General features: G+C 64.9%; 26 protein-coding genes and 1 pseudogene. 13 read left to right on the forward strand and 14 right to left on the reverse strand.

The features are described 5' to 3' along the window. The first annotated feature begins 38 nt into the window (after positions 1-38). The 6 genes and pseudogenes from M2334_RS05755 to M2334_RS05780 form a co-directional block, all read left to right on the forward strand. Entirely contained in the window at positions 39-716 is a 678-nt protein-coding gene (locus M2334_RS05755; protein WP_319799446.1) for an MBL fold metallo-hydrolase, read from the forward strand. 229 nt (positions 717-945) lie between these two features. After that, positions 946-1,125 carry a 50S ribosomal protein L32 gene (rpmF, locus tag M2334_RS05760; protein WP_181560213.1) on the forward strand — a complete coding sequence of 60 codons (180 nt, stop codon included), beginning with the start codon at positions 946-948 and terminating at the stop codon, positions 1,123-1,125. A gap of 22 nt (positions 1,126-1,147) precedes the next feature. Continuing rightward, the gene (gene plsX, locus M2334_RS05765) at positions 1,148-2,194 is read left to right on the forward strand and encodes a phosphate acyltransferase PlsX (RefSeq protein ID WP_264570884.1); all 1,047 of its coding nucleotides are present in this window, start codon (positions 1,148-1,150) and stop codon (positions 2,192-2,194) included. Then, positions 2,191-3,162: a beta-ketoacyl-ACP synthase III gene (locus M2334_RS05770; protein WP_319801055.1), complete on the forward strand. Its 972-nt coding sequence runs from the start codon at positions 2,191-2,193 to the stop codon at positions 3,160-3,162. The genes plsX and M2334_RS05770 overlap by 4 nt, the downstream gene beginning before the upstream one ends. 156 nt (positions 3,163-3,318) lie before the next feature. Continuing rightward, positions 3,319-3,615, forward strand: a complete 297-nt coding sequence (locus tag M2334_RS05775) for an integration host factor subunit alpha (protein WP_264570883.1) — start codon at positions 3,319-3,321, stop codon at positions 3,613-3,615. Positions 3,616-3,700: 85 nt separating this feature from the next. Next, positions 3,701-3,931: pseudogene (locus M2334_RS05780) on the forward strand (MerR family transcriptional regulator); the annotation flags it as partial. Between the two features lie 286 nt (positions 3,932-4,217). Here the strand turns inward: M2334_RS05780 and M2334_RS05785 are convergent. Genes M2334_RS05785 through M2334_RS05795 form a run of 3 tightly spaced genes read right to left on the reverse strand, consistent with a single transcriptional unit; the run spans position 4,218 to position 8,995 of the window. Continuing rightward, on the reverse strand, positions 4,218-4,769 hold the full coding sequence (locus M2334_RS05785) for a SixA phosphatase family protein (RefSeq protein ID WP_264604981.1): 552 nt from the start codon (positions 4,767-4,769) through the stop codon (positions 4,218-4,220). Next, positions 4,766-7,564: an ATP-dependent DNA helicase gene (locus M2334_RS05790; protein ID WP_264604982.1), complete on the reverse strand. Its 2,799-nt coding sequence runs from the start codon at positions 7,562-7,564 to the stop codon at positions 4,766-4,768. Before M2334_RS05790 ends, M2334_RS05785 begins: the two co-directional genes overlap by 4 nt. Positions 7,565-7,621: 57 nt before the next feature. Further along, entirely contained in the window at positions 7,622-8,995 is a 1,374-nt protein-coding gene (locus M2334_RS05795) for a PLP-dependent aminotransferase family protein (RefSeq protein ID WP_264604983.1), read from the reverse strand. A gap of 89 nt (positions 8,996-9,084) precedes the next feature. Between M2334_RS05795 and M2334_RS05800 the strand changes: the two genes are divergently transcribed. Together M2334_RS05800 and M2334_RS05805 are read left to right on the forward strand one after the other, a co-directional pair. Then, positions 9,085-9,525, forward strand: coding sequence for a DUF983 domain-containing protein (locus M2334_RS05800; RefSeq protein ID WP_413716458.1), 441 nt, complete (start codon positions 9,085-9,087; stop codon positions 9,523-9,525). Further along, positions 9,522-9,734 carry a hypothetical protein gene (locus M2334_RS05805; protein WP_264604984.1) on the forward strand — a complete coding sequence of 71 codons (213 nt, stop codon included), beginning with the start codon at positions 9,522-9,524 and terminating at the stop codon, positions 9,732-9,734. The genes M2334_RS05800 and M2334_RS05805 overlap by 4 nt, the downstream gene beginning before the upstream one ends. 12 nt (positions 9,735-9,746) lie before the next feature. Here the strand turns inward: M2334_RS05805 and M2334_RS05810 are convergent, their stop codons facing one another. After that, entirely contained in the window at positions 9,747-10,106 is a 360-nt protein-coding gene (locus M2334_RS05810; protein ID WP_264604985.1) for a PilZ domain-containing protein, read from the reverse strand. A 179-nt stretch (positions 10,107-10,285) separates the two neighbouring features. Between M2334_RS05810 and M2334_RS05815 the strand changes: the two genes are divergently transcribed. Then, positions 10,286-11,887 carry a lysine--tRNA ligase gene (locus tag M2334_RS05815; RefSeq protein WP_264604986.1) on the forward strand — a complete coding sequence of 534 codons (1,602 nt, stop codon included), beginning with the start codon at positions 10,286-10,288 and terminating at the stop codon, positions 11,885-11,887. 54 nt (positions 11,888-11,941) lie between these two features. Here the strand turns inward: M2334_RS05815 and M2334_RS05820 are convergent, their stop codons facing one another. The 8 genes from M2334_RS05820 to M2334_RS05855 form a co-directional block, all read right to left on the reverse strand. Further along, entirely contained in the window at positions 11,942-12,376 is a 435-nt protein-coding gene (locus M2334_RS05820) for a hypothetical protein (RefSeq protein ID WP_264594159.1), read from the reverse strand. Between the two features lie 141 nt (positions 12,377-12,517). After that, entirely contained in the window at positions 12,518-14,350 is a 1,833-nt protein-coding gene (locus M2334_RS05825) for a DUF885 domain-containing protein (protein ID WP_264604987.1), read from the reverse strand. Positions 14,351-14,535: 185 nt separating this feature from the next. After that, positions 14,536-14,976 carry an RcnB family protein gene (locus tag M2334_RS05830; RefSeq protein WP_181560201.1) on the reverse strand — a complete coding sequence of 147 codons (441 nt, stop codon included), beginning with the start codon at positions 14,974-14,976 and terminating at the stop codon, positions 14,536-14,538. A 160-nt stretch (positions 14,977-15,136) separates the two neighbouring features. Next, positions 15,137-15,826 carry a prolyl hydroxylase family protein gene (locus M2334_RS05835; RefSeq protein WP_264594162.1) on the reverse strand — a complete coding sequence of 230 codons (690 nt, stop codon included), beginning with the start codon at positions 15,824-15,826 and terminating at the stop codon, positions 15,137-15,139. Positions 15,827-15,974: 148 nt separating this feature from the next. Further along, the gene (locus M2334_RS05840; RefSeq protein ID WP_264594163.1) at positions 15,975-16,916 is read right to left on the reverse strand and encodes an RcnB family protein; all 942 of its coding nucleotides are present in this window, start codon (positions 16,914-16,916) and stop codon (positions 15,975-15,977) included. Between the two features lie 121 nt (positions 16,917-17,037). After that, entirely contained in the window at positions 17,038-17,598 is a 561-nt protein-coding gene (locus tag M2334_RS05845; protein ID WP_264594164.1) for a (2Fe-2S)-binding protein, read from the reverse strand. Positions 17,599-17,608: 10 nt separating this feature from the next. Beyond that, positions 17,609-19,711, reverse strand: a complete 2,103-nt coding sequence (locus M2334_RS05850; protein WP_264604988.1) for a prolyl oligopeptidase family serine peptidase — start codon at positions 19,709-19,711, stop codon at positions 17,609-17,611. Positions 19,712-19,769: 58 nt separating this feature from the next. Then, positions 19,770-20,528, reverse strand: a complete 759-nt coding sequence (locus tag M2334_RS05855; RefSeq protein ID WP_264594166.1) for a class II aldolase/adducin family protein — start codon at positions 20,526-20,528, stop codon at positions 19,770-19,772. Between the two features lie 174 nt (positions 20,529-20,702). Between M2334_RS05855 and M2334_RS05860 the strand changes: the two genes are divergently transcribed. The 3 genes from M2334_RS05860 to M2334_RS05870 all read left to right on the forward strand — a co-directional run bounded on the left by M2334_RS05860 (position 20,703) and on the right by M2334_RS05870 (position 23,453). Then, positions 20,703-22,436 carry a bifunctional metallophosphatase/5'-nucleotidase gene (locus M2334_RS05860; RefSeq protein WP_264604989.1) on the forward strand — a complete coding sequence of 578 codons (1,734 nt, stop codon included), beginning with the start codon at positions 20,703-20,705 and terminating at the stop codon, positions 22,434-22,436. A 176-nt stretch (positions 22,437-22,612) separates the two neighbouring features. Beyond that, positions 22,613-22,819, forward strand: a complete 207-nt coding sequence (gene rpsU / locus M2334_RS05865; RefSeq protein WP_181560196.1) for a 30S ribosomal protein S21 — start codon at positions 22,613-22,615, stop codon at positions 22,817-22,819. Between the two features lie 67 nt (positions 22,820-22,886). Further along, positions 22,887-23,453, forward strand: a complete 567-nt coding sequence (locus M2334_RS05870; protein ID WP_264575371.1) for an FKBP-type peptidyl-prolyl cis-trans isomerase — start codon at positions 22,887-22,889, stop codon at positions 23,451-23,453. A gap of 82 nt (positions 23,454-23,535) precedes the next feature. Here the strand turns inward: M2334_RS05870 and M2334_RS05875 are convergent, their stop codons facing one another. Beyond that, positions 23,536-23,898: a darcynin family protein gene (locus M2334_RS05875; RefSeq protein ID WP_264604990.1), complete on the reverse strand. Its 363-nt coding sequence runs from the start codon at positions 23,896-23,898 to the stop codon at positions 23,536-23,538. 77 nt (positions 23,899-23,975) lie between these two features. Between M2334_RS05875 and M2334_RS05880 the strand changes: the two genes are divergently transcribed. Next, positions 23,976-24,587, forward strand: coding sequence for a TetR/AcrR family transcriptional regulator (locus M2334_RS05880; RefSeq protein WP_264570865.1), 612 nt, complete (start codon positions 23,976-23,978; stop codon positions 24,585-24,587). Between the two features lie 25 nt (positions 24,588-24,612). On the opposite strand, the gene lepB is transcribed toward M2334_RS05880, so the two are convergent. After that, complete coding sequence (lepB, locus tag M2334_RS05885) at positions 24,613-25,530, reverse strand: signal peptidase I (RefSeq protein WP_264606042.1); 918 nt, start codon at positions 25,528-25,530, stop codon at positions 24,613-24,615. Positions 25,531-25,544: the final 14 nt, after the last annotated feature.

A 25,544-nucleotide genomic window follows, 5' to 3' on the forward strand; every position in this document is an offset into this window, starting at 1 on the left:
CCTTGCGCCGAGCGGGTTCGACTGCCAGATCAAGGCCCATGACTGCCGATCCACAAAATCCCCCGATGCGCGCCGCGATGATCCCGGTGACGCCGCTCCAGCAGAATTGCTCGCTCATCTGGTGCACCAAAACCATGCGCGGCGCGCTGGTCGATCCCGGCGGCGATCTGGCGCGGCTCAAAAAGGCGGTGGCGGATGCCGGCGTGACGCTGGAGAAGCTGCTCGTGACGCACGGTCATATCGATCATTGCGGACAGGCCGGCGTGCTCGCCAAGGAATTGGGCCTGCCTATCGAGGGGCCCCATGAGGATGATCGCTTCTGGATCGCGCGGCTGGATGATGATGGCAAGCGCTGGGGCGTACCCGGCGAGCCGTTCGAGCCGACGCGCTGGCTGGTCGATGGGGACACGGTCACCGTCGGCGAGCTGGTGCTGGATGTCATCCATTGCCCCGGCCACACGCCGGGTCACGTCGTGTTTCATCATGGCCCGTCAAAGCTCGCCATTGTAGGCGATGTCCTCTTTCAGGGCTCCATCGGCCGCACCGATTTTCCGCTTGGCAATCATGAGGATCTGATCGCCTCGATTACGCGCAAGCTCTGGCCGCTGGGTGGTGAGACGATCTTCGTGCCGGGCCATGGCCAGCCCAGCAGCTTTGCGCATGAGCGGGCAAGCAACCCCTTTGTCGGCGACAGCGTCACGGGCGTGCGCGACTGATGGCGCGATGCGGCCTTCCTATTACCCAATGTCCGGTTCGGTCCCGCAAGCGCCCAGTTTGTCCAATGAATCGGTTGCACCATCAGGAAAAAGCGCTATAGGCGCTCACTCTCGCGAACGCCCGGCTCTCGGTTGGCCGCGGTCCTCTGTGGCCGCCAAGACGCCTTTGCAGGCGGCCAGGCAAGCGAACCCGTTATTGATGTTTTGCGTTTTTTAGACAGGTGCCCTCATGGCTGTCCCAAAGAGAAAAACTTCGCCGTCCAAGCGCGGCATGCGTCGCAGCCATGACTCGCTGCGCGTGGAATCCTATCAGGAATGCCCCAATTGTGGTGAGCTGAAGCGCCCCCACAATCTGTGCACCGCTTGCGGGCACTATAACGGCCGCGAAATCGTCGCGATCGGCGCCTGAGGCCCGACCGGGGAATCATGCTGTGAAGACGCCGCGGATCGCGATTGATGCGATGGGCGGTGACGAGGGCGTCCGCGTGATGATCGCGGGCGTCGCCTTGGCGCGTCGTCGGCATGAAGGGCTGCAATTCCTGCTCTTTGGTGATGAGACGCGGATTCGTGCCGCGCTCGCCAACCACCCCAATCTCTCGCAGGCCGCTGAAATCGTTCACACCGACAAGGTGGTGAACGCGGGCGACAAGCCCAGTCAGGCGATCCGCCAGTCCCGCCAGAGCTCCATGGGCTTGGCGATTCAGGCTGTGAAGAACGGCGACGCGCAGGCTGCCGTCTCCGCCGGGAATACCGGCGCTCTGATGGCAATCGCCAAGCTCGCCCTGCGCACGCTGCCGGGGATCGACCGGCCAGCCTTGGCTGCATTCCTGCCGACGCTCGGCGACAATGATGTCGTCATGCTCGATCTTGGTGCCAACACCGAGTGCGATGCGCGCAATCTCGTTGAATTCGCGGTCATGGGCGCCGCTTATGCCCGTGTCGTGCTCGATCTCGAGATGCCGCGTGTGCGCCTGCTCAACATCGGCACCGAAGATTTGAAGGGCACTGACGAAATTCGCGATGCCGCTGCGGTCCTTCGCAAGGGCATCGGCCTGCCGCTCCGCTTCGATGGCTTTATCGAAGGCGACAAGATCGGCTCGGGCGATGCGGATGTCATCGTCGCCGAGGGCTTCGCGGGCAATATTGCGCTCAAGACGGCTGAAGGCACCGCCCGGTTCGTAACCGACGTGCTGCGCCGTGCCTTTACCAGCTCGTTGCGCTCCAAGGCCGGTTTCCTGCTCTCCAAGCCGGCGCTGCACCTGCTCAAGGTGCATCTTGATCCCAACAATCATAATGGCGCCGTCTTCCTTGGCCTTAACGGCATGGTGGTGAAGAGCCACGGCAGTGCCGACGAGAAGGGCATCGCCAATGCCGTCCACGTCGCCGCGCGGCTGGTGGAGGAAGATTTGAGTGCCCGCATCGCGCAGGACATCGCCCGCGTTGGGCCTATTGGAAAAGAGGAACTGGTCGCCAAATGACCTTGCGGTCCGTGATCGAAGGGACCGGGTCCGCCCTGCCCCGGCGCCGTGTCGACAATCATGAGTTGGCGCAGACAGTGGACACGAGCGACGAGTGGATCGTCGAGCGGACCGGCATTCATGCTCGCCATTTGGCCGGGGAGGGCGAAACGACCTCCACGCTTGCGGTCGAGGCGGCGCGCAAGGCGCTGCAGGCCGCTAATGTCCCGGCCACCGAGGTCGATCTCATCATTCTGGCGACCACGACGCCCGATCAGACCTTCCCGGCGACTGCCACGCGCGTTCAGACCGGTCTTGGCATCAATGATTGCGTCGCATTCGACGTGGCAGCGGTATGCTCGGGCTTTCTGTACGCGCTGACTGTCGCGGACAACATGATCCGTGGTGGCGCGGCAAAGACCGCGCTGGTGATCGGCTCGGAGACGATGAGCCGGCTGCTCGACTGGGAAGATCGCGGCACCTGCGTGTTGTTCGGCGATGGTGCAGGCGCGGTGCTGCTGCGCGGGCAGGATACCGATGAGGAGACTGGGCGGGGCATTCTCGCCAGTCGCCTCCACGCAGATGGCCGGCATAACTGCCTGCTCCATACCGACGGCGGCGTCTCGACCACCGGAACTGTCGGCAAGCTGCGGATGAAGGGGCAGGACGTCTTCCGCCACGCGGTCGTCAACCTTGCGCAGGTTCTCCGCGAAGTGCTCGAGGCGGCCGATATCGCAGTCGAGGATATCGACTGGGTGGTCCCACATCAGGCCAATGCCCGCATTCTCGATGCCACGGCGCGCAAGCTGGGCCTGGAAGCGGAGCGGGTGATCGTCACCGTCGATCAGCATGCCAATACCTCGGCCGCGTCGGTCCCGTTGGCGCTCGATACCGCCGTGCGGGATGGGCGCATCAAGCGGGGCGATCTCCTCGTGCTGGAAGCGATGGGCGGCGGCTTTACCTGGGGCGCCAGCGCCCTGCGGTTTTAGCCCGTGTTCTGATAATCTTATTTTTCAATAATATCGCGAAATAACTGCGGCTTGTTTCGATTCTTGCCGATTGCATTGTAAGAGTTTCTGCCGCAGAGACGGCGATGTGGCCTGTTGGGGGACAGGGCGCGCTTGGTTTCGTTATTTGGGGGCGAAATGAGTTCAGAAGACACGTTGACCCGCGCTGAGATCGCTGATCGGCTCAACCGCCAGATCGGCCTCTCGCGGTCTGAATCCGCGCAGATTGTCGAGCAGGTGCTCGACCTTGTGAGTGAGGCACTTGAGCAAGGCGAGAATGTCAAAATTTCCGGTTTTGGGACGTTCGTGCTGCGCGACAAGAACGAGCGCGTCGGGCGCAATCCGAAAACCGGCGTCGAGGTGCCGATCACGCCGCGGCGGGTTCTCACCTTCCGGCCGAGCCAGACGCTGCGCGAACGCGTCGCCGGCGCCTGAATATCTCACTGCCGACTGTCGCGTGATGGGCTCGTGCGGTCGGTCGCGGATTGACCCGCTCGCCTATCTCGTTGCAGAATAAGGCATGGCCAAAGATGACGGCGCGTTTCTGACGATTGGAGAGCTTGCTCGTGAACTGGGCGTGGCGCAGCATATCTTGCGCTACTGGGAGACCCGGTTCCCGCAGCTTCGTCCGCTCCAGCGATCTGGTAATCGCCGCTATTATCGGCCCGCTGACGTGGAACTTGCGCGTCGGATTCATCGACTGTTGAACGAGGAAGGCTTTACTGTGCCGGGTGCGCAGCGGGCCTTGGCCGGCGCGCGCAAGACGACCTCGGCGCCTTCCTCCGCTGAGGCAGGCGCAGCGCAACCCGCTGAGCGGGTCGTGCAAGCGCTTGCACAGGCAGCGAGCGACGAGCGCTCCAGTCCGACACGGACGGCAATGGACGACCTGTTTTCAGGGACGGCCGTCGATCAGCCGGTCCGCCCGCGCTCGCCGGCCTCGCCGGACATCTCCACGGTGATCGCAAGGCTGAGGGTCATCCGCAACAATCTCGAAGAGGCGCTCAACCCGGGTTGAGCGGCCTGTCTGCGCTTCCGACTCAGCGCTGATCCGGTCCCAGACTCGGATCCAGATCGCGTGGCCGCACAAAGGCTTCGAGCGTCGCCGCATGAGCGAATCCGCTGGCGAGGTCCGCCCAATCCGCCACATCGAAGGTCAGCACGGCCATGGCGGCGGTCGGAAATTTCGTTTCGACGGATGCGCGCAGTCCGGCCAGCCGCTCTTGGCCGCTGGCCGTCAGGATGAAATCCTCAAGGCCGGGGCTGTGGGCGGCCAACAGAACCGAGGCCCGGTCCGGCGCGGTTTCGCTCAACACCTCTGCTATGGTTCCGGCAGAAGCCAGATAGAGCCGCATGTCCCGCATGGGTTCGGGGCAGGGGCCATAAGCGTCACGAAAACGTGCCAATGTCTGCGTCACGCGGACGGCGGGCGATGCGATGATCGTCTCGAAGGTTACGCCGTGACCGGCGGCCCATTGGCCCATCACGGCTGCCGCGCGCTCGCCGCGGCCGTTCAGCCCGCGGTCGAAGTCGCGCAGCGCGGCATCGCTCCAGTCAGACTTGGCATGGCGCAGAACGATAACCGTCTTCATTCCTTGGTGGACACCCTAGTCTCATAAGATCCGTCCAGCGGTCTCTGCCCGATATCGGCCGAGGAACCAAGGCGGGAGCGCACGCGAGCGATGGCTTCATCGAGCGGAATGCGCAGGATGGGGACATCGGGTGGAAAAGCACTCAACAATCGGCTGGGCATGGCCGAGGAGAGCATCACGAACTGGCCGCTGTCGTCACCCCGGCGGATCAGCCGCCCGAATGCCTGGGCGAGGCGGGCGCGGACCAGCCGATCATCATAGGCGGTCGGCTCACCACTGGCTTGCCGCCGCGTCGCGTGGAGGACCGAGGGTTTGGCCCAGGGCACGCCTTCCATCACCACCAGCCGCAGCGAATCGCCCGGCACGTCGATGCCGTCACGCAGCGCGTCCGTACCGAGCAGGGAAGCGCGGGGATCGTCCCGGAACATGTCGATCAGGGTTGCGGGGTCGAACGGGTCGACATGCTGCGCATAGAGCGGCAGCCCGGCCCGGGCGAGCCGATCGGCAATGCGCTTTTGCACGGAGCGCAGCCGGCGGATCGCCGTAAACAGTCCCAGCGTCCCGCCGCCCGCCGCCTCGATCAGCCGCGCATAGGCACCGGCCAGCGCGGGTAGGTCGCCGCGCTTGATGTCGGTAACGATCAGCACTTCGCTCTGTCGCGCATAGTCGAAGGGGCTGGCCGCCTCGAACCACTGCGGCGCGCGGCCGAGGTGCACCGCACCCGATCGCTCGACGGCCGTCTGGGTATCGCCGCCGGCGCGCAGGGTCGCCGACGTGACGAGCACGCCATGGGCCGGGCGCATCACCGTCTCCGCCAGCGGCTTGGTCGGGTCCAGCCAGTGGCGGTGCAGGCCGATGTCATATTCCTTGCCCTCGACGCGATCTACCGCCAGCCAGTCCACAAAGGCGGGCTCGGGCGGCCCGCCGACGCGCAGCAGAAGCGCAATCCAGGCGCGCAGCAGATCACACCGCCAGCCAAGGGCGGAAATCGCGCCATCGATTCGGGCGCGCGCCGGGCCATCGAGCCAGTCTGGCGCAAGCTCAATGACGGCGACGAGGCGTTTGCCCAGCCGCTGGAGCGGCCCCAGCAGTGCCTCAAGGGCGCGCGCGGCATCGGTCGCTGCATCGATCAGTGCGCCGTCCGCTTCGCTCAGGTCCACTTCCAGCCCATAGCCAGGGTCGGTGTCGCGTCCGTCCCGCTCTGCGCGCGCGTAGACGGTGTCGCGTACGGCGGCGAGCACCGCCTCGATGGCACCCTCGGCGCCATGCTCGACGACGCGGCGCAGCCAGTCCTCGCCCGGCAGGGCGCGTGCGGCTTTGCGTGCGGCGTCGATGGCCTCGGCGCCTTCCTCGTCATAGCTCGCGACATCGGAGAGGCGGGCGGCGAGGCCGCGCCGGCGCCCCTTGCGCTCGCTTTCCGGCCCCATGATCCAGCGCCGCAGTTCGATCGCCTCGCGCCCGGTCAGTGCCGCGCCGAAGGTCGAATCCGCTGCATCGAACAGATGGTGCCCCTCGTCGAAGACGATCCGGGTCGGCGTGCCTTGGGCTTCCCGCCCGCGCGCAGCGTTGATCATCACCAGCGCGTGATTGGCGATTACAATGTCCGCATTCTGGCTGGCGCGGGTCGCCCGCTCGATGAAGCAGGTGCGGAAATGCGGGCAGCCTGCATAGATGCACTCGCCGCGCCGGTCGGTGAGCGCTGTCGCACCCGCGCGGCGGAACAGGGCCATCAGCCAGCCCGGCAGATCGCCGCCGACCATGTCGCCATCGCGCGTGTAGCCCGCCCAGCGCGCCACAAACTGCGCCAGCACCGCCGCGCGCCCGACGAAGCCGCCTTGCAGGGCATCTTCCAGGTTGAGCAGGCAGAGATAATTCTCCCGCCCCTTGCGAATGACGACATGACGGCGGAAGGCGGCATCGTCCGGATAGTGGCGCCGGGTCTCGCGGTCGAGCTGGCGCTGCAGGGCCTTGGTGTAGGTGGCGATCCACACCGTCCCGCCGGATTGCTCGGCCCACAGCGTTGCGGGCGCGAGATAGCCGAGCGTCTTGCCGATGCCGGTGCCCGCCTGCGCCAGCACCACATTGGGCGTGTCCTCACGCGGCCGGGGCGCGAAGCTGCCGGACGCGGCGGCGGCGAAATCGCGCTGGCCCTGCCGCGTTTCGGCGCCGCTGCCGGTCAGGCTGCGCAGGCGCGCCAGCACATCCGCCTCGTCGAGGGTCACGGGGCGCGGGGCAGGGCGGGGCGCCTGCTCCTCCCATTGCGGCAGGCGCGTAAACAGCCATCGCTCGGCCTCAGCCGGTTGGCGAATGCGCGGGCGCAGCAGCGGCGCCCAGCTCCAGCGCAGCCGCTCGAGCTGATTGAGGCTGGTCCAGGCGCCTTCACGTTCCGCCCAGTCGGCCCGCACAGTCCAGCCGAGCATGGAGCTGGCAATCTGCGGGATGAGCCGGGCCGCCTCGGCATCGCTGGCCGGCGGCGCGAGGCCCATGGCCCGGGCGAGCCCCGCAACTGTGGGAATCACGAACTGGGCGGGGAAGAGGAAGGCAAATAGCTCCAGCAAATCGAGGCCAGAGAGATCCGCATAGCCCAGTCGCGATCCCAGCAAGGGCGCATTGACCAGCAGGAGCGGCGTATCCGCGGCGCGCGCAAGGGCTTGTCCGCGACCAAGCCCGATGGTCTGCTCGCCGCTGCCATCGGTCAGCCAGATGCCGGCATGGCTGGCATGGAGCGCCGGTGGCAGGCCCGGCAGGATCGGATCGGATGGGGACACCCAGCAGCCATAGCGTGCTTGGTCCATAAGGGGAACGCGCCGTTCGGTTATTTTACCGCATAACCGCCGGCCGGGGGGTGGGGCTCAGCGCCTTAGTCGGTCCCGGAGGTGTCGCAGCGCACGTTCGATCGCCCCATGGTCGAGCGCGCCGCCGACGGACAGGCGCATATGCGTGGACGCGCCATCTTCAACGGCGAACGCACTGCCGGCCACGGCAGAAAGGCCCATGCCACCCAGCACACCGATCAGCGCGTCGATATCCGGCGCCCGTCCGCTGGCATCGCGCAGGTCCAGCCAGAGATGGTAACCCTCGGGCTGCATCCGGTAGGGCAGGCCGCCGAGATGGCGCGTCACGAGCCGGTGCCGCGTGACCGCTTCCGCCCGCACGCCATCGATCAGCGCACCGAACAGCCCCTCGCGCAGCCAGTGGCTGACCAGCGCGACGTTCAGCGGCGGCGCCATCACGGCACTGTCGCCCAGCGCCGCGCCAAATTGCAGATTCTGCTCTGCGGAGGGCGCGCGAACATGCGCGACGCGCAAGACCGGCGAGATGAGCTTGGACGTGCCGGCGATATACCAGCTTTGCGCCGGGATCAGCGCCGCGCAGGGCGGATGGGCGGCGCGGCAGAGCTGCCCATAGGCGTCGTCCTCGATCAGCGTCGCGCCATGCGCGGCAATGATGGCGGCAATCTCCTCCCGCCGCCGCAATCCCATGGTGATGCAGGTGGGATTGTCATTGGTCGGCGTGATATAGACGGTGCGCGCGCCCTCGCGCAGGGCAGCGTCCAGCGCATCCGGCACCAGCCCCTCGTCATCGACAGCGACGGGCGTCAACACCAGACCCCGTCGCCGCGCCAGCGCGATCATGCCGGGATAGATGAACGGCGCGCAGCACAGGCGGTCGCCCGGCTCGAAAATGCTATGGACCAGCCCGTGCAGGGCATGTTGGGCGCCTGCCGTGATGGCGATCTGGTCCGCCTCGCTCGGTAAGCCCGCCGCCGCCAGCCGCTCAGCCCCCTGCGCGCGCTCCGCGATGTTGCCGAGGCTCGGCTGATATTGGAGGATCGGGGAATGGCGACCGGCACGCAGCAGGCTGGCCATGCCATGGTGGATCGCCTGTGGCAGCAGGTTGAAGCCCGGCTGCGGTGGCACATTCATGCCCCGGTCGCTCGCGGTTTCGCCAAAGCGGGGCAGGGCGATGTCGTTGCGCACGAAGCTGCCGAGTTTCCCGGCGCCTTCGATCAGCCCGGCCTCGCGCACCAGCGTATAGGCGCGCGTCACCGTCGTCAGGTCCACGCCGAGCTGCGCCGCCAGATCGCGCTGCGCAGGGAGGCGTTCGCCGGGTCGCAACTCGCCGGAGTGGATCGCGCCGCGCAGGGCATCGGCAATGGCCGCATATTTTGGCCCATGGTCCGCGCGGAATTTCTCGGCGCGGATCAGGGCAACCCAGTTCTGCATGGCAAGCGCCCGCTTTATGTATGGTAGGATGATGCCTACATATCGCCTATCTGATTGCGAAAGGAAATGGAGCAATCGCCGTGTCGAACCTGACCACGCAAGAGCAAGAAAACGGGCCTCGGCATGACCCCGTGCGCACCGGGTTGCGCGGCCGCTGCCCACGCTGCGCGCAGGGCCGGCTATTTAAGGGATTCCTGACGATCCGCGACTCCTGTGAGGTCTGCGGGCTCTCATATGATTATGCCGAGCCGGCCGATGGCCCCGCTTTCTTCGTGATCTGCTTCGCCTGCGTGCCTGCGGTCGTTTTCGCTCTCGTGCTGCAGGTGAAGGCCGATCCGCCGCTGTGGCTGCATCTGGTCACCACCCTGCCGCTGGTGCTTGCGACCTGCATCCTGCCATTGCGGCCGCTCAAGGGCTGGCTGATCTGCAGCCAGTATTTCTTCAAGGCGCGGGAAGGGCGGGTGTCGCAACCCTGGCGCCCTTATGGCGCGGATGGTCCGCTGGTGGCGCCTTCGGGCGACCGGCCGTGACGGCCGCCCCCATCGATCTGGCTCGCAAGGCCGCAGCGCAGCATCTGCGCGAGAGCGGCTTTGCCGACGAGGCTCAGCGCGTGGCCACGGGCGAGGGTGATGATTTCATGGAAGTCCGGCTCGCGCTTGCCCTGCTCAAGATTCTTCAGCCCGAGTCGGGCCCCCCGGTCCGGCGCAACGGCCGGCGGCTGGTCGGCGAGGAATGTTGAGGTAGGCCGAATTCAGGCGAGGCGGCGCCCAAAACCGCGGATTGGGCTAGCGCTCACATCCGCGAAGGCCGCACTTTCCGGGAAAAGGGCTGATCGGGCCAGTTCGAGATGCTGATAGAGCGCGCCATCCCTTAGCGGGAAAATGAATCGGCAGCCGGTGCGGTCAACCTCATGCCAGATGGACTGGGCATAGATCGTCTCGCTCATATAATCGATCTGGAAGCGTGTGCCTTCGCTCAGGCTGCATCCTGAAATCAGGCCGCCATCTTCGGTCAGGTCCACCAAGGTGGCCTCCTGCACGTCGAGCACGGTCGTTATGATAACAGGAACTTGGACGCAGACGCGCTGCGGCCGGTCGATCTTATGGTCCACGGTGAGACTCCCACACAAGCCCACCCGATTCTCCCCTCCCCAGGGGTTTTGCGTCTCCGGCGGACGTTCACGATGTCTTACACCAATTGGTAAAATTTTCGTTTCGTCGCATTTCTGTTTTTTGCTCTCCGGCCTTTTTGGTTGTTGCGCGCGCGCTCTTGGCGCTAGAGGCTCGCCGCATGACTGATGCTGATTATGCCGCTCAACTGCGGGAGGCCGCGAAGGTCTCCAAGGCCTGGCCCTATGAAGAAGCGCGCAAGCTGCTCAAGCGCTATCCGCAGGGCAAGCCGAGGGGTGCGCTGATGCTCTTCGAGACCGGCTATGGCCCATCGGGCCTGCCGCATATCGGCACGTTCAATGAGGTGCAGCGCACCACCATGGTCCGCCATGCCTATGAGGAAATGACCGGCGCGGCCACGCGGCTCATTGCCTTCAGCGATGATATGGACGGGCTGCGGAAGGTGCCGGATAATGTCCCCAATCAGGCGATGCTGACCGAGCATCTCGGCCGCCCGCTGACGCAAGTGCCTGATCCGTTCGAGAAGTTCGAGAGCTTCGCACACCACAATAATGCGATGTTGCGGGCGTTCCTGGATCGCTACGGCTTCGATTACGAATTCGTCTCCTCGACGGACATGTATCGCGGGGGCCAGTTCGATGACGCCCTGCGCAATGTGCTGCGCAACTATCAGGCGATCATGGACATCATGCTGCCCACGCTGCGCAAGGAGCGGCAGGCAACCTATTCGCCGGTGCTGCCGATCAGCGCGAAGAGCGGCATCGTGCTGCAGGTGCCGGTCGAGGTGGTCGATGCCGATGCCGGGATCGTCCGCTTCGAGGACGAAGGCGAGACGATCGAACAGAGCATCCTCTCCGGCGGCGCCAAGCTGCAGTGGAAGGTCGACTGGGCGATGCGCTGGGTAGCGCTGGGCGTCGATTATGAAATGGCCGGCAAGGATCTGATAGACAGCGTCACGCAAAGCTCAAAGATCGCCCGTGCGCTCGGCGGACGTCCGCCCGAGGGCTTCAACTACGAGATGTTCCTGGACGAGAAGGGCGAGAAGATCTCCAAGTCCAAGGGCAATGGCCTCAGCATCGAGCAGTGGCTGACCTATGGCTCGGAAGAGAGCCTGGCCTTCTATATCTATCGCGAGCCCAAGGCAGCCAAGTCGCTGCACATCGGCGTCATCCCTCGCGCGGTCGATGATTATGAGCAGTTCCGCTCCGCCTATGCCACGCAGGCCGTGGACAAGCGCCTCGGCAATCCCGTCCACCATGTCCATGGCGGACAGGTGACGGACGATCCGCTGCCGGTGACCTATGGCCTGCTGCTCAATCTGGTCGGCGTCATGGGCGCCGATGCGACCGAGCATCAGGTGTGGGCCTATCTGCGCAACTACGCGCCCGATGCCTCGGTGGAGCGCTATCCGCGCGTCGCCGGCCTCGTGCGTAATGCGCTGGCCTATAATCGCGATTTTGTCGCCCCCACGCTCAAGCGCCGCGCGCCGGAGTCCAACGAAGCGCTGGCCCTGCGCGAACTGGATGCCCAGCTCGCCGCTTTGCCGGACGACGCCTCGGCCGAAGACATCCAGAATATCGTCTACGAAATCGGCAAGGACCCGCATTACGGCTTCGAGCAGCTGCGCGACTGGTTCAAGGCGCTCTATGAGACCTTGCTCGGCGCCCAGCAGGGGCCGCGCATGGGCAGCTTCATCGCGCTCTATGGCATTGCAAACAGCCGCAAGCTGATTGCCCAGGCGCTGGATCTGGCAGCCGCATAATCGGCAGAACAGGGGGGAGCTACCCTCCAACGTTCCCCGCGTTCAGCAGCCGCATCAATTCGCGGGACGATGCGGCTGCAACTGTGCGGACCGGATCGCCGCCACGGCTGCGACGGTCTGGTGAAAGAGGAAATGCGTGACATCGCAGGGCAGCGTCTCGCGCAGCAGGCGCGTGGCTTCCGCCTCGTCGCCCTGTATCGCCGTCACCGCCAGATCGCCAAGCAGCGCCTCGTCAGGGCTGAGCGTCATCGCGCAGGGGCGATGCACGAGGAAATGCTCGGGCCAGCCCTCCTGCAATCCCCGCACGAGCAGAATGACGCGCCGGGCGGCATCCATGGACCGCAAGCGGACGGCGAGGTCCGGCACAGGATCACGGCCTGACTGGCTGTAGATAATGCACAGCCGCGCGGCCATGATGAGGTGCATGGCCGTCAACGGAAAGGACCGCAGGTCCCGAAAGGCGAAAAGAGCGGATAAATCCCTGGTCATGGCGACCCCTTCCAGCAGAATGAAGGCTGGCAGGATATGCTATTGCGAACGAATTGCAATAGTGATTGGGGCCGACATCGCCGTCAATCCCGGTGGCTCTCGCTTGGGCGGGGCCACCGGGTGCACACAGGTCGCAGCCGATTACCGGGCCTTGGCGTGGGCAATCCAATTGTCGATCTTGCGCTCCAGCACGCTCATCGGCAGCGCGCCGGTCATCAGCACCTGATCGTGGAAGGCCTTGACGTCGAACCGGTCGCCAAGCGCCGCCTGCGCCTTCTTCTTCAGCCGCTGGATGGTCAGCGCGCCGATCTTATAGGAGAGGGCTTGGGCCGGCATGGCAATGTACCGCTCGACCTCGGCGGTGGCGTCCGTCTTCCCCATTGAGCTGTTGTCCAGCATGTATGCAATGGCCTGATCGCGGGTCCAGCCCTTGGCGTGGATGCCGGTATCCACCACCAGCCGCATCGCGCGGAGCATCTCGTCGTCAAGATGGCCCATGCGCTGATAAGGGTCTTTGAACAGGCCGAAATCATAGCCCAGCGTCTCGGCATACAGCGCCCAGCCTTCGACATAGGCCGTGTTGCCGCCGAAGCGGATGAAGTCGGGCAGGCTGGCATTTTCCTGCGCGAGGCTGATCTGGAAGTGATGGCCCGGCGCGCCTTCGTGCAGATAGAGCGTCGTCATGCCCGGAATGCTGCGGGAGGGCAGGTCATAGGCGTTGAAGTAGAAGACGCCGGGGCGCGTGCCATCGGGCGTGCCATTCTCGTAGGAGCCGCCAGCCTCGAACTTCTCGCGGAACTCCGGATACGGCCGGATTTCCAGCTTGGCCTTGGGCAGCGTCGAGAACTGGCTCGGCACCTTCTCATCGACGATCTTGCCGATGCGGTAGAATTCCTCCGTCATCCACTCGCGGGACTTGGGGTGAAATTCCGGGGCGTCGCGCAAATGGGTGAAGAAGGCGCCGAGCGTGCCTTTGAATCCCACCTCGTCCCGCACCTGTTCCATCTCGCTGCGGATGCGCGCCACTTCCGAGAGGCCGAGGTTATGGATATAATCCGGCGTGAGCGGCAGCGTCGTCATGCTCTTGACCAGCGCGGCATAAAGCTCCGCGCCACCCTTCATGGCGCTGAGGCCAACGCCTTCGCGTGCCACCGGCAGATAGTCCGCTTTCAGGAAGTCGCGCAGCCGCGTCTGGGCGGGGTTGATCTCGTTGATCAGCGCGTCCCGATAGGCCTTGGTCAGCCGCTGCCGGTCAGCCGGCGCGATGTCCTCGGGAAAATCCTTCACCGGCTGGTAGAAGGGCGACTCGTCCACAGGCTGGGCCAGCAGGGCGTCCAACTGAGAGATCGTATTGCCGATGGTCAGCTTCGTCTCGACAACGCCGCTCGCCATGCCCTCGCGGAACCGCCCGATGGCGCGGTCGAGATAGCGCACATAGTCCTTGTGACGCTTGAGGTTGTTCTCATAGTCGGCGAGCGTCTTGAACGGCGCCGCGCCCTTGCCGGACGACAGGGTCGGGTAGAAGGTGTGCAGCCCCGTGAAATGATTGATCGGGATGACCGCGCTGATGTTGACCAGCGGCGGGCTGAGTTTCGTCAGCTTGTCCTGCACTTCCCATTCGAACACGTCATAGGCGATCTTGTTCTGGGCGTTCAGCCGGTCGCGGTTGATTGCGTGGAGAGCGGCGAGATTGTCCTGCGCGATTTTGCGCTCGGTCGCGAAATAGGCGTCGCTGATATAATCGCCCATGCGGTCGGCATGGCGCATATCACCCCGAAACAGCGCGTCGAGCGGGTTGTTGGCGAGCGTGGCCTCGTTTGCGCTGGCGAACAGCGCGGTCAGGCGCTGATCCTCGCTCGAGGCAGTGTGTCCGGCAGGTTGCGCCGCAGACGTTTGGGCCAGCAATGGCGTGGCGGAAGCGGTGGCGGCAAGCAGCAACGAGAGGCTGCGGGTAAGGCGCTGGGCGCGGAACATGGGAGATCCTTTCCGGGAAGGTCTATCAGAAGATCGCATGCATGGATGCGTAGCGCCGTGCGCCGTTCACCACAACGCTCGACCGGCTCGTTTCATCGCGCGGAAGCATGCTCGGGCGCATAAAAAGGGCCGCGCCGAATGTCGGCGCGGCCCTCTTCATTCTTATCCCGAAAAGGGACGCGTGATCAGCGGTAACGGAAGGCGTTGTGGATCACCTTCACGACCCTGCCGGTGCGCGTATTCACGAGCAGCGCGTCGTCATAATGGCGCACCCAGACCTGGTTCGCACGGGGGGCATCCCAGTGGAAGCGGCGCCAGTCATTCACGACATAGCTGCGGCCGTAATAGACGGGCCGGATGGTAACGCCTGCCTTGAAGTTCTGATATTTGAACGGGGCCGCGCGCCACGGGCGCTCGCGATTATAGTCGCGCACCTCGCGCTGATAGTCCCAGCGGGCGTCGCGCAGGTCACGCTTGGCATCGCGAACATCGCGCCGGGCGTCGTTCACATCGCGACGAGCTTCCCGCACATCCTGCCGGTCCTGGGCATGATAGGGCTGGGCCATCGCGGTGGTGGGGATGAGGGTGAGGGCTGCAAGCCCGCCGAGCAGAAACTTTTTCATCATGTGACACTCCTTTCAGTGCCGGCCAGGCGCCTCGTTCTGCGGCCTTGGTCGCCTGATCCTTATCGGCTCGACGGGCTGAATGGCGCGCGAACGCCTGTGTCAGCTTTCGCTCATAAGTGTCGCAATTTGTCTGAGGTGCCCCGCGTGGCTGAACCCGGAGTCACGGTTTATTGCGCGGTTCCCACGGGCGCTCGCGATACCAGCGGGTCACGACATATTTGGCGCCTTTGGTAACGGGCAGGGCAGCATGCAGCGTATCGTAATTGGGGCTGCCGTCCGCGGTCATATTGTTCCAGATCAGCAGCGTGCCGGTGCGGGGCGGAATGGTCACGCCGAGGCGCGGAAATTGCGTCTCGCCGCCCGCTTCGACGTCGCACAGATAGGCCATCGCCGTCCAGCAGCGCTGTCCGCCGGTCGCCCGCATCGCCGGCCAATAGTGCACCTTCGCGGGGAAATAATCGCAATGGAGCTGGTATTGCTGGGACTCGTAATAACGCTGGCCCTGCAGCAGCTCGCCATAGTCGCCTTCGATGCCCATCAGCGCGTCGATGCGCTTCGTCACCGCGACCACGAGCGGATCGTACATATCGAGATTGCAGCTGCTGCTGGTGCGGTACCCCGACTCGGTGCCGGAAAACAGCTTGGAGGGTTTGCACCCGGCATCGATCTTGCCGATCAGCTCGGTGCATTCCTTGGGCGTCACCAGTCCGTGGCGCAGGAACATCTCGGCCCGCTCTGTCTGCACCCGGCTGATCATCGGGTTGCGGGAGAGGCGCTGGCGCACGCGGACCCCGATCTCCGCGCGGGCTTGCGAGGGAAGTTCCGCGTCATCTGGCCAATCTTGCTTCATGCCTGTCTCCTGCCATCCCGATCCCGGGCTTAGCAAGGGGAGGCGGTGCGCTCGCACCCAAAAAAGGACCGGCCCCTGCCGAAGCGGGAACCGGCCCAGTCTTTCCTGAAGGCCGCTCAGGAAGGGCTTGGTGCGGGCGCCGACCCGCTCACCAGAAGAAGTCGTGGATCACATCGACGACATAGCCGTCGCGGGTGTCGACCAGCAGCGCATCGTCATAATAGCGCACCCAGCGCAGCGAGCCGTAGACGGGCGGCAGGCGGTACTCATAGGGATCGCTGATCCAGTAATTCCGCCCGAACAGCATGTCGTTCAGGTAGATGCCGATCGAAAAGCGGCGGTAGCCGTAGTTCCAGCCATAGGGCGCGTAATAGGTCGGCATGCGGTAGACCGAGCGATACTGCGTACGGTAGCGTTGCCAGTCATAGCGCCGGTCGTTGCGCCAGCGATTGTCCCAGCGGCGCTGGTCGGCCCAGCGTTGGCGCTCGTTCAGGCGCTGCCGTTCCCAGTCGGCGCGGTCCCGGCTGGTGCTGTCATTGCGTCGCCAGTCATTGTCGCGGCGACCATCCCAGCGGCGCGCATCGTCGCGGTCCCGCCAGTCGGTGCGGTTGCCATCGCGATTGGCCTGCTCGCGGCGACGTTCCCATTCGGCGCGGTTCTCCGCCTGCTGGCGGTTATCGTCACGCCAGTTGGCATTGTTCCGGCTGGTGTCATTCCAGCTGCGCGGCTGATCGCGGGGACGCTCGCGCTGCTCGGGCCTGTCGGGCCGGCCGGCCTGGTCGGGTGCGCGACGGTCCTGCCAATTGGGGCGGGGCGCATCGGACGGCGCGACGCGGGTCGTGGTCACCGTAGAGGGCGCGCGCGGCTGCGGAGCCGGCTGCGGGCGCATGCCGTCCCCGCGCGACGGTCCACCGCGCTGTCCGGACCAGTCACGCCGGCGATCGCCGCCATCCTGCCGCGGGGCGGATTGCTGCTGCTGGTTCTGGTTACGGATCCAGTCGCCCCGGTTGGCGCTGCGCTCCTGCGCAGCAACCGGCGCTGTGGCCAGCATGGTGGAAGCCAGCAGGCCGAAGGTCAAAAGACGGCTCATCGTGGTTACATCCTCAAAGCAGGCGGTTCTTCGCCATTAAGGATGTGTTTACGACAAGGCCGCTGTCGTCATGCTGAACATTGCTGACAGCGATGCGAAAGCTTGTCTCGCAGCGGGACGCTCAATCGGCCGTCGAGCGCTCGTCACTGGGCGGGGTCATGGCAGGCACATGGCGCGCGGCGTCTGCTGGCGCGATGCCCGGTGCAGGCGCAGCCGCCACGCGCTCTTCACCACGCATGATGCGCCCCGCCTGCTTGATCGCCTCGCGAATGCGGGGATAGGTGCCGCAGCGGCAGATATTGGTCATCGCCCCGTCGATCTGCGCGTCGGTCGGGTTGCTGTTCCGGCGCAGCAGCACGGAGGCCGCCATGATCATGCCGGATTGGCAGTAACCGCATTGCGGCACCATCTGCGCTGCCCAGGCCTGCTGCACAGGATGGCTGCGATCGGGCGACAGCGCCTCGATGGTCGTGACGAACCGGCCTTCCATCGCGGCGATCGTGACCTGGCAGGAGCGGATCGCGAGACCGTCAATGTCGACTGTGCAGGCGCCACAGTCGCCCGTGCCACAGCCATATTTGGTGCCGGTGAGATTGGAGGCGTCCCGCAATGCCCACAGCAAGGGCGTCTGCGGGTCCATCTTATATTCGACCGGGCGGTCGTTGACGGTGAACTTGGTCATCGGCCCCGCGTCACTTGCCGTCGACGAGCTTGCGGGTGAAGTAGACCATTTCCATCGCCTTCAGCCGGGCGCTCTGCTCGATGTCCGCATCGCCCGAATGGCCGCCTGCTGTATCCTCGTAGAAGAGATAGGGGATGCCATAATCCTTGAGCCGCGCCGCGAACTTGCGGGCGTGCTGGGGGCCGACGCGGTCGTCCTTGGTCGTCGTCCAGATATAGGGCTCGGGATAGGCCTTGCCCTTCACCACATTATGGTAAGGCGAGATCGTCTCGAGGAACGCCTTTTCCTCCGGCACCGAAACGCTGCCATATTCATCGACCCAGCTCGGCCCGGCGGCGATCTGCTCGAAGCGCAGCATGTCCAGCAGCGGCACCTGAATGACCACGGCATTCCAAAGCTCGGGATGCTGATTGAACTCCACGCCCATCAGCAGCCCGCCATTGGAGCCGCCGAAGATGCCGAACTTCTTGGGGCTGGAGAGCTTGCGCGCGAAGATATCCCGGCCGACGGCAGCAAAGTCATCATAGATGATCTGGCGTTTGGTCTTGAGCCCCGCCTGATGCCAGGCTGGTCCGAACTCCCCGCCGCCCCGAATGTTTGCGATAACGAAGCTGCCGCCCCGTTCCAGCCAGAGCTTGCCGATCAGCGCGGAGTAGGACGGCGTGTAGGATACCTCGAAACCGCCATAAGCCGTCATGATCGTCGGCGTGCTGCCATCGCGCGCCATGCCTTCGCGGTGGACGATGAAATAGGGGATTTTCGTTCCGTCCGTGGAACTGGCCTCGAACTGCTCGACCACGAGCCCGGTCGCATCGAAGCGGGCGGGCAGGGCCTTCACCTGCACCGGTGCCGGCTTGGCGGCATCGATCTGCCAGAGCGTTGTCGGCTGAAGAAAACCGGTGACAGACAGATAGGCCGCATTGTCCCGGTCGCTGGCCGCCGCGATGCCGATGGAGGCATTGTCGGGCAGGGTCAGCGCGGTCGATGTCCAGCCCGTCGCGGTCGGCGTCAATACGGCAGCGCGGCCACGCACATTGTCCGTGGTGGCGAGGATGACATGGTCGCGGGTCGTGGCGACCTGCTCGACCGATTGCCGGGCGCCCGGTGCGAACAATATTTGGAGCACCAGCGTCCGCTCGGCGCGCAGATCATCGAGCGAGATCGCCACCGCGCTGCCGGTCGGCACGTCCACGCCGCCGCTGCGCCAAGGCTCGCTGGTCTTGAGGATCACCCGGCCGGCGATCATGCCCGAGAGTGTGGACTTCGCCGGCAGCGGCAGCTTGCGCACGCCCTGAGTGGTGACGAGGATGTAATCATTCTCGAAGAAGGTCCGCGAGCGCACGAGAATCACTGCTCGATTACCCGCGCCATCGTTCAGCACCGCCGGCCAAACGCCGACATCCTCCTTCGCACCGCGGAACACCTCTGTGGCATCGCTCAGCGGCGCGCCGCGATTCAGCGTCTTGACGACGAACGGATAGCCCGATGCCGTCAGCGTGCCTTCGCCCCAGTCGCGCGAGGCGATGAGCGTGTCGGCATCCACCCAGTCGACACCCTGCTTCGATGTGGAGAGCGCAAAACCGCCCTTGACGAAGGTGCCGGTGGTGAGATCGAACTCGCGAATGTCGGTGGCATCCTCGCCACCGTCAGAGAGCGAAATCAGGCAACGCCGCTCATCCGGCTCTAGGCAGGTCGCGCCTTTCCACACCCATTTCTTCGCCTCGGCCTTGCTCAGCGCGTCGAGATCGAGCGCGGTCGTCCAGCGCGGGCTGGCCTGCGCATACTCGCTGGCGCTGGTGTGCCGCCAGATGCCCTGCGGATGCGCGGCATCCCGCCAGAAATTATAGATGCGCCCGCCGATCAGGCTCGGCATCGGGATGCGGTCGGTCGCGGTGGCGATGGCGATCGCGTCCTTCACCATGCCGGGGTAGTTCGGGTCGTTCTGCAGCACGTTCACGGTGCGCGCATTCTCCGCCTCCACCCAGGCCATGGACTTCTCGCCATGCCAGTCCTCGAGCCAGAGGAAGGGGTCGTCCTGCGCCACAGTGTCTGCCGTAGCCGCCGTCGTTCCGCTTGCGAGGGTGATCGCAGCCGCCATTGCCAATACCTTCATGGAGAATCTTCCCGGAAACACGCCCCTGATTGCCACCAGCGGCGTGCCGGAGCAATGCTCAGTCGCGCCAGCTAGGGTCGATCCGGTCGATCACGCGGACCATCGCGGCAAAGTCGAGCATCCCGAACCGCTCGGCCGGGATGGCCGAAAACATGTCGCGCTTGTGCACCGCCAGCACCTCGTCCGGGATGATCAGCGGCGTGCCGGCCTGCCGCGTTGCCAGCTGGATCTCGCAGGCCCGCTCGAATACGAAATAGCGCAGGAATGCCTCCGGCAACGTCTGGCCCATCACCAGCAAGCCATGGTTGCGCAGGATCATGAAGCGCTTGTCACCCAGATTGGCGACGAGGCGCGCGCCTTCCTCCGGCCGCACCGTCACGCCCTCGAAATCATGATAGGCGATGTTGCCGATCAGGAAGCCGGCATAGAAGTTCGTCGCCAGTAGCCCTTCCTGCGTGGATGAGACGGCCATGCCCGCCGTGGTATGGGTGTGGATGATGCAATGCGCATCCGGCACATGGCGGTGGAAGACGCTGTGCTGCACGAAGCCCGCGCGGTTGACCGGGTGCGGGCTGCCATCCAGCGTGTTGCCGTCAATGTCGATCTTGACGAGATTGGATGCCTTGACCTCCGAATAATGGAGGCCGAAAGGGTTGATGAGAAACGCCTGCTCTTCGCCCGGCACGCGCAGCGAGATGTGATTATAGATCAGTTCGTCCCAGCCCATATGCGCAAAGATGCGGTAGCAGGCGGCCAGTTGCTGGCGGGCCTGCCATTCGGCATCGCTCATTGGGTGTGTTTGGGCGGCTGCGGCCATGATCCTCTCTCCTTGCGCCGGACCCTCCTGGGTCTCGTGGGGCGATGGCTTGGATGATGCGCGGGAGAGGGCGGGTTGTCGAGTGAAAGGCGGCGGCCTGTGCCGCTGTCACTGCGATGACCCGGAGCATCTGCTAACAGAGACCCGCTTTTCGCCAGCTATGGACGAGTGACGATGCAATTTTCCTCGATGATCCGCGCCAGCCTGCCGCTTGGCCTTCTTCTGCTCGGCGCCTGCGCACAGACGGCGCAGCGGCCCGCATCCCCGGCGGGCGACAGTATTGCGCGGCTGCAGATCATCGCCTTCAATGATTTTCACGGCCATATCGATACGGTGGGGCAGACTGTGCTTCCACCGGGCGCCGCAGCCGATGCGCCACGAACCGCTGCGGGCGGGGCGATCCACTTTGCGCAGGCCGTCTCCCGCCTGCGGGCCGAGAATCCCAACAGCGCCGTGGTCTCCGCCGGCGACATGATCAGCGCCTCGCCACTCATCTCCGGCCATTTTCTCGATGAGCCGACGATCCGCGTGATGAACACGGTCGGCGTCGATTTCAACTCGGTGGGCAATCATGAGTTCGATCGCGGGCCGGACGAGCTGCGCCGGATGCAGACCGGCGGCTGCACGCAGTTTACACGATTGCAGCCCTGCCAGGTGATGAGCGATTTCCCCGGCGCGCGCTTTGGCTTTCTTGCGGCGAACGTGCAGCAGGCCGATGGGCAGACCTTGTTCCCGGCTTATGGCCTCAAGCGCTTTGCTCTCGCTGGCGGCAAGACGGTGACCGTCGGCTTTGTCGGCGTCACGCTCAAGGGCACGCCGGAGATCGTGGCGCCGAGCGGTGTTGCCAATCTGCGCTTTCTTGATGAGGCGGAGGCGGCGAACAGCTATGTCGCTGCGCTCAAACAGGCCGGGGCAGAGATATTGGTGCTGCTGATCCACGAAGGCGGCTATCCGGGTGGGGAGGGCGATCCCGGCGATTGCGGCTCGCTCTCCGGACCGCTGCCGCAGATCATGGCGCGGCTCGATCCTGCTTTCGATCTCGTGATTTCCGGCCATACCCATCAGGCCTATGTCTGCCGCTATGGCACGGTTGATCCCAGCCGGCCCTCGCTCGCCACCAGCGCGGGTCAATATGGCACGCTGCTCACCCGCATCACGCTCGATTATGATGTCGCCGCGCATCGGCTGGTCGACAAGCGGGCTGAGAATGTCCTGGTGGAGCAGCGCGAGGAAGCAGCGGCCGCACAACCCGAACTGACCAAACTCGTGGCGCGCTATCGCACGGCAGCATCTAGCGTGAGCGACCGAGTCGTCGGCAAGCTGGCCGGCAGCCTGACCCAGATCGCCGATGCGAGCGGCCAGAGCACGCTCGGCAACTTCATCGCCGATGCGCAACTGGCCTCCGTGCAGGCACCGGAGCGGGGCGGGGCGCAGCTAGCCCTTATGAATCCCGGCGGGCTGCGCGCGCCCATCGCGCCCCTGGCCGATGGCAGCGTCCGCTTTGGCGATCTCTATTCCGCGCAGCCCTTCGGCAATGTGGTGCTCGTCAAGCAGCTTTCGGGCGCAGATATCCGTGCCGCGCTGGAGCAGCAGTTCACCCGTGGCGATCGCCCGTCGATCCTCAGCGTTTCCAGGGGATTCAGCTATGAGTTCGACGCCAGCCGTCCCGCAGGCGCACGCGTTTTCAACATCCGCCTGAATGGCGCGGCGCTGCGAGACGAGGGGACTTATCGGGTCGCCATGAACAATTTCATCGCGCAGGGCGGTGATGGCCTGCGGCTGTTCGCGCCGGCGCCGGTGCTGGCCGAAGGGCCGGTGGATGTGGACGCGCTGGAGGTGTATATCGCCAGCGACTCGCATCGCGGCCCACCTGCCCTGGACCGCATCCGCAATGTCACACCGCAATGATTGTGGCCTTTTCCAAGCCTTTCCGGTCTTGATCCGGTAAGGTCACCCTGATAAGGGCAGCCCGTTCCGCCGTGGCAGATTGTCGCGGCGTATGTTATTTTAGGCAGATTGATACCGCGTCCGGAGTATGCTCCGGTCCCTGCGGACAAGCGATAGAACTGGAGACTGACGAGCTTATGCAAATCATCGTGCGCGACAACAACGTCGACCAGGCGCTGCGGGCGCTCAAGAAGAAGCTGCAGCGTGAGGGCGTTTATCGCGAGATGAAGCTCCGTCGTCACTATGAGAAGCCCTCCGAGAAGCGTGCGCGCGAGAAGGCTGCGGCCATCCGTCGTGCCCGCAAGCTGGAGCGCAAGCGCGCCGAGCGCGACGGCGCCCGTTAAGGTGCATTCAGGGCCGCGCTTGCGGCCCTGTTGATTCTCCCGGTTTCAGTAAGAAGAGGCACGGCCCATGTCCGTCACGGCGGTTCCCTTGCAGCCCATCCGGCGCGGTTCGGTTCGTCGTTTCTGGCTTGCGGTCGTGCTGGTGCTGGCCGTTGCGGCGGTGCTGGCCTGGGCCGGCAGCCGCCAGTTCGGGCATACTGCCAGTGGCCTGCGCTACCAGATGATCACGCAAGGGTCGGGCGAAAGCCCCACCCGCGATGATTTTGCGCTCGTCGCCTATAAGGGCACGCTGCCCGATGGCACGGTGTTCGACGAGAATGAGAGCGCGCCGATGGACCTGCAGTCGCTGGTCCCCGGCTTTGCCGAGGCGGTGACCCTGCTCAAGCGTGGCGGCAGCATCCGTGCGTGGATCCCCGCCGAGCTGGCTTATGGCGACAGCCCCCCTCCGGGCGGCGTCATCCCGCCGAACACGCCGCTTCAGTTCGAGATCAAGCTGCTCGAATTCAAAACCCGTGCCGAGGTCATGCAGGCCCAGCAGATGATGCAGATGCAGCAGATGATGCAGCAGCAGGGCGGAGGTCCGGGTGCCCCAGGCGCCATGCCGCCCGGCGCGCCGGAGATGCCGCAGCCCTGATGGGGAAGGGGCGCCGATCCGGCGCCCCCTTCACACATCTCATTCCCGGCCCGGCATCTGGGCCGTCATCCTGGCAGACGCCTCATCCGCTAATGACCGGCCGGCCATAATTCTTGGCATAGGCATTTTCGACACCGGTCAGAATTTCGACGATATCGAAATAACGGTCCCAGAAGGCTGTTTCCCGCAGGTCTTCGACCAGCAGCTGATAGGCGTGGTGGTCGATCGCATCCCACATCCAGATATCGGTGACGCGCGTCGCGTAGAACTCCACGTCGAAGAAGCGCAGCGCAACCTTGCCGGCGTGCTTGCGCAGAATGGGCGCGAATTGCTCACCCAGCAGCGCGAAGCGCTGGTCGACGGGAAAGCCGAGCCACTCCGGCGACGTCTTCACGAGCATGAAAACGGTGAGGGCGGGTTCGAACGAAAGGCTTGCATTGGTCATGATAGATCCTTGTCAGTCTGTGTCTGCGCGGACTAAATGCGAGTAAATGCTCAAGATTGGCTACTCGCATTGATGGCATGACCAACATCTCCTCCCAGCAGCGCTCCATCCCCAGAAAATCGCCCCGGCAGAGCCGCTCTTTGGAGACGGTAAAGGCCATCGTCGAAGCGACGGCTCGCATTCTCGAGGAAAAGGGACTCGGCGGACTGACCACGAATGCCGTTGCCGAGCGTGCCGGCGTCAGCATCGGGTCGCTGTATCAGTACTTTCCAGGCAAGGACGCCCTGATCGGCGCGCTGATCTTGCGGGAAACCGCGCTGCTGATCGCCGATTGGGAGGCGGCGACAACGGCCGAGACGGGGGAGGCGGCGCTGGCCCTGCTCATCGCGGCAGCGGTCGCGCATCAACTCCGGCGCCCCGTTTTGGCGCGCCTTCTTGATATCGAGGAGGCGCGGCTGCCGCTCGATCCGGCAGTTCACGCGGTGAGCGTGCGGCTCCGCGAGATCGTCACCGGCGTGTTACAGCGCCCGGATCTTCCACCCCACGCCGATACGGCGCTTGCCGCGCAGGATATGCTCGCGATCATCAAGGGCATGGTCGACGCGGCTGGTGCGCATGGAGAGCTGGACCGGCCCGGTCTGGAAGAACGCGTCGGCCGTGCCGTGCGCGGCTATCTCGGCTGTCGGTGAAGAGCCGCTCTTACCGCAAAAGCGCTTAGCGCTGCGCGGAACCTGCTGTCTCTTCAGGGTGCAGCGACATCCCTGCCCGGCCACTTCGGAAGCTGCTGATCCAGGTGGCCGGATTGAGCCGCGTCGAGCCGTCGAGCGAGAAGGTGATAAACTCGGCGCGGCCACCCAGCGATTCCCAAGGCACCGGGCCGCCAAGGCCCTGCATTGCGGCGGAGACGCGGCTGTCCGCGCTATTGTCGCGGTTATCGCCCATCAGGAACACATGGCCGGCAGGGATGCGCACTGGGCCGTACCAATCGGTCTCGCGCGCGCCCATGTCGATGATTGTGTAGCTCCGCCCATTGGGCAGCGTCTCACGCAGCACCGGGAGCACGCACACCTGCGTGCCATCGGGCTGCGTTTCCAGCGCGCCGGGGAACTGGCGCGGATCGCAGCGGCTGTTGGCATCCACCGGCATCCGCATGGCGGGCAGGGCCTCCTGCTTCACCGCCTTGCCGTTGAGGATCACCACGCCGTCGCGCACTTCCAGCAGATCGCCGGGCAGGCCGATGACCCGCTTGATATAATCCTCGTTGCTGTTCTGCGGCGTCACGATCGCGATGTCGCCGCGCTCGGGCATCTTGCCCCAAACGCGCCCGTTCATGAACGGCAGCGTGACGCCCCAGGGCTCGGGCGGTCCGCCGAGCAACGTCGTGCGCAGGATCGCGGCCGGATTGGGAATGGTCGGGGAGACGTACGACCAACCATAGGCATATTTGGAAACAATGAGCCGGTCGCCCACCAACATGGTCGGCATCATCGATTCGGAGGGTATGTAGAAAGGCTTGGCCACGAAGCTGTGGAACGCCAGCACCGCCGCCAGCAGCAGCACGATGCTCTTGATCTCGCCGACCCAATCGGTCTTCTTGTCAGCGCGTTTCCGGCGCGTTTCCTGCGCCTTGATCGATGCCTCATCCG

It is taken from the genome of Sphingobium sp. B11D3D (assembly GCF_025961755.1).
Lineage (GTDB): Bacteria > Pseudomonadota > Alphaproteobacteria > Sphingomonadales > Sphingomonadaceae > Sphingobium.

Excerpts from the sequence above, each read along its gene's own strand:
- M2334_RS05820 (WP_264594159.1), bottom strand. The coding sequence starts at position 12,376 with ATGACCAGGGATTTATCCGCTCTTTTCGCCTTTCGGGACCTGCGGTCC.
- M2334_RS05755 (WP_319799446.1), top strand. The coding sequence starts at position 39 with ATGACTGCCGATCCACAAAATCCCCCGATGCGCGCCGCGATGATCCCG.
- M2334_RS05785 (WP_264604981.1), bottom strand. The coding sequence starts at position 4,769 with ATGAAGACGGTTATCGTTCTGCGCCATGCCAAGTCTGACTGGAGCGAT.
- M2334_RS05770 (WP_319801055.1), top strand. The coding sequence starts at position 2,191 with ATGACCTTGCGGTCCGTGATCGAAGGGACCGGGTCCGCCCTGCCCCGG.
- M2334_RS05875 (WP_264604990.1), bottom strand. The coding sequence starts at position 23,898 with ATGACCAATGCAAGCCTTTCGTTCGAACCCGCCCTCACCGTTTTCATG.
- M2334_RS05855 (WP_264594166.1), bottom strand. The coding sequence starts at position 20,528 with ATGGCCGCAGCCGCCCAAACACACCCAATGAGCGATGCCGAATGGCAG.
- M2334_RS05840 (WP_264594163.1), bottom strand. The coding sequence starts at position 16,916 with ATGAGCCGTCTTTTGACCTTCGGCCTGCTGGCTTCCACCATGCTGGCC.
- rpsU (WP_181560196.1), top strand. The coding sequence starts at position 22,613 with ATGCAAATCATCGTGCGCGACAACAACGTCGACCAGGCGCTGCGGGCG.
- rpmF (WP_181560213.1), top strand. The coding sequence starts at position 946 with ATGGCTGTCCCAAAGAGAAAAACTTCGCCGTCCAAGCGCGGCATGCGT.
- M2334_RS05860 (WP_264604989.1), top strand. The coding sequence starts at position 20,703 with ATGCAATTTTCCTCGATGATCCGCGCCAGCCTGCCGCTTGGCCTTCTT.
- M2334_RS05795 (WP_264604983.1), bottom strand. The coding sequence starts at position 8,995 with ATGCAGAACTGGGTTGCCCTGATCCGCGCCGAGAAATTCCGCGCGGAC.
- M2334_RS05870 (WP_264575371.1), top strand. The coding sequence starts at position 22,887 with ATGTCCGTCACGGCGGTTCCCTTGCAGCCCATCCGGCGCGGTTCGGTT.
- M2334_RS05845 (WP_264594164.1), bottom strand. The coding sequence starts at position 17,598 with ATGACCAAGTTCACCGTCAACGACCGCCCGGTCGAATATAAGATGGAC.
- M2334_RS05835 (WP_264594162.1), bottom strand. The coding sequence starts at position 15,826 with ATGAAGCAAGATTGGCCAGATGACGCGGAACTTCCCTCGCAAGCCCGC.
- M2334_RS05850 (WP_264604988.1), bottom strand. The coding sequence starts at position 19,711 with ATGAAGGTATTGGCAATGGCGGCTGCGATCACCCTCGCAAGCGGAACG.
- M2334_RS05880 (WP_264570865.1), top strand. The coding sequence starts at position 23,976 with ATGACCAACATCTCCTCCCAGCAGCGCTCCATCCCCAGAAAATCGCCC.
- M2334_RS05790 (WP_264604982.1), bottom strand. The coding sequence starts at position 7,564 with ATGGACCAAGCACGCTATGGCTGCTGGGTGTCCCCATCCGATCCGATC.
- M2334_RS05815 (WP_264604986.1), top strand. The coding sequence starts at position 10,286 with ATGACTGATGCTGATTATGCCGCTCAACTGCGGGAGGCCGCGAAGGTC.
- M2334_RS05775 (WP_264570883.1), top strand. The coding sequence starts at position 3,319 with ATGAGTTCAGAAGACACGTTGACCCGCGCTGAGATCGCTGATCGGCTC.
- M2334_RS05825 (WP_264604987.1), bottom strand. The coding sequence starts at position 14,350 with ATGTTCCGCGCCCAGCGCCTTACCCGCAGCCTCTCGTTGCTGCTTGCC.
- M2334_RS05830 (WP_181560201.1), bottom strand. The coding sequence starts at position 14,976 with ATGATGAAAAAGTTTCTGCTCGGCGGGCTTGCAGCCCTCACCCTCATC.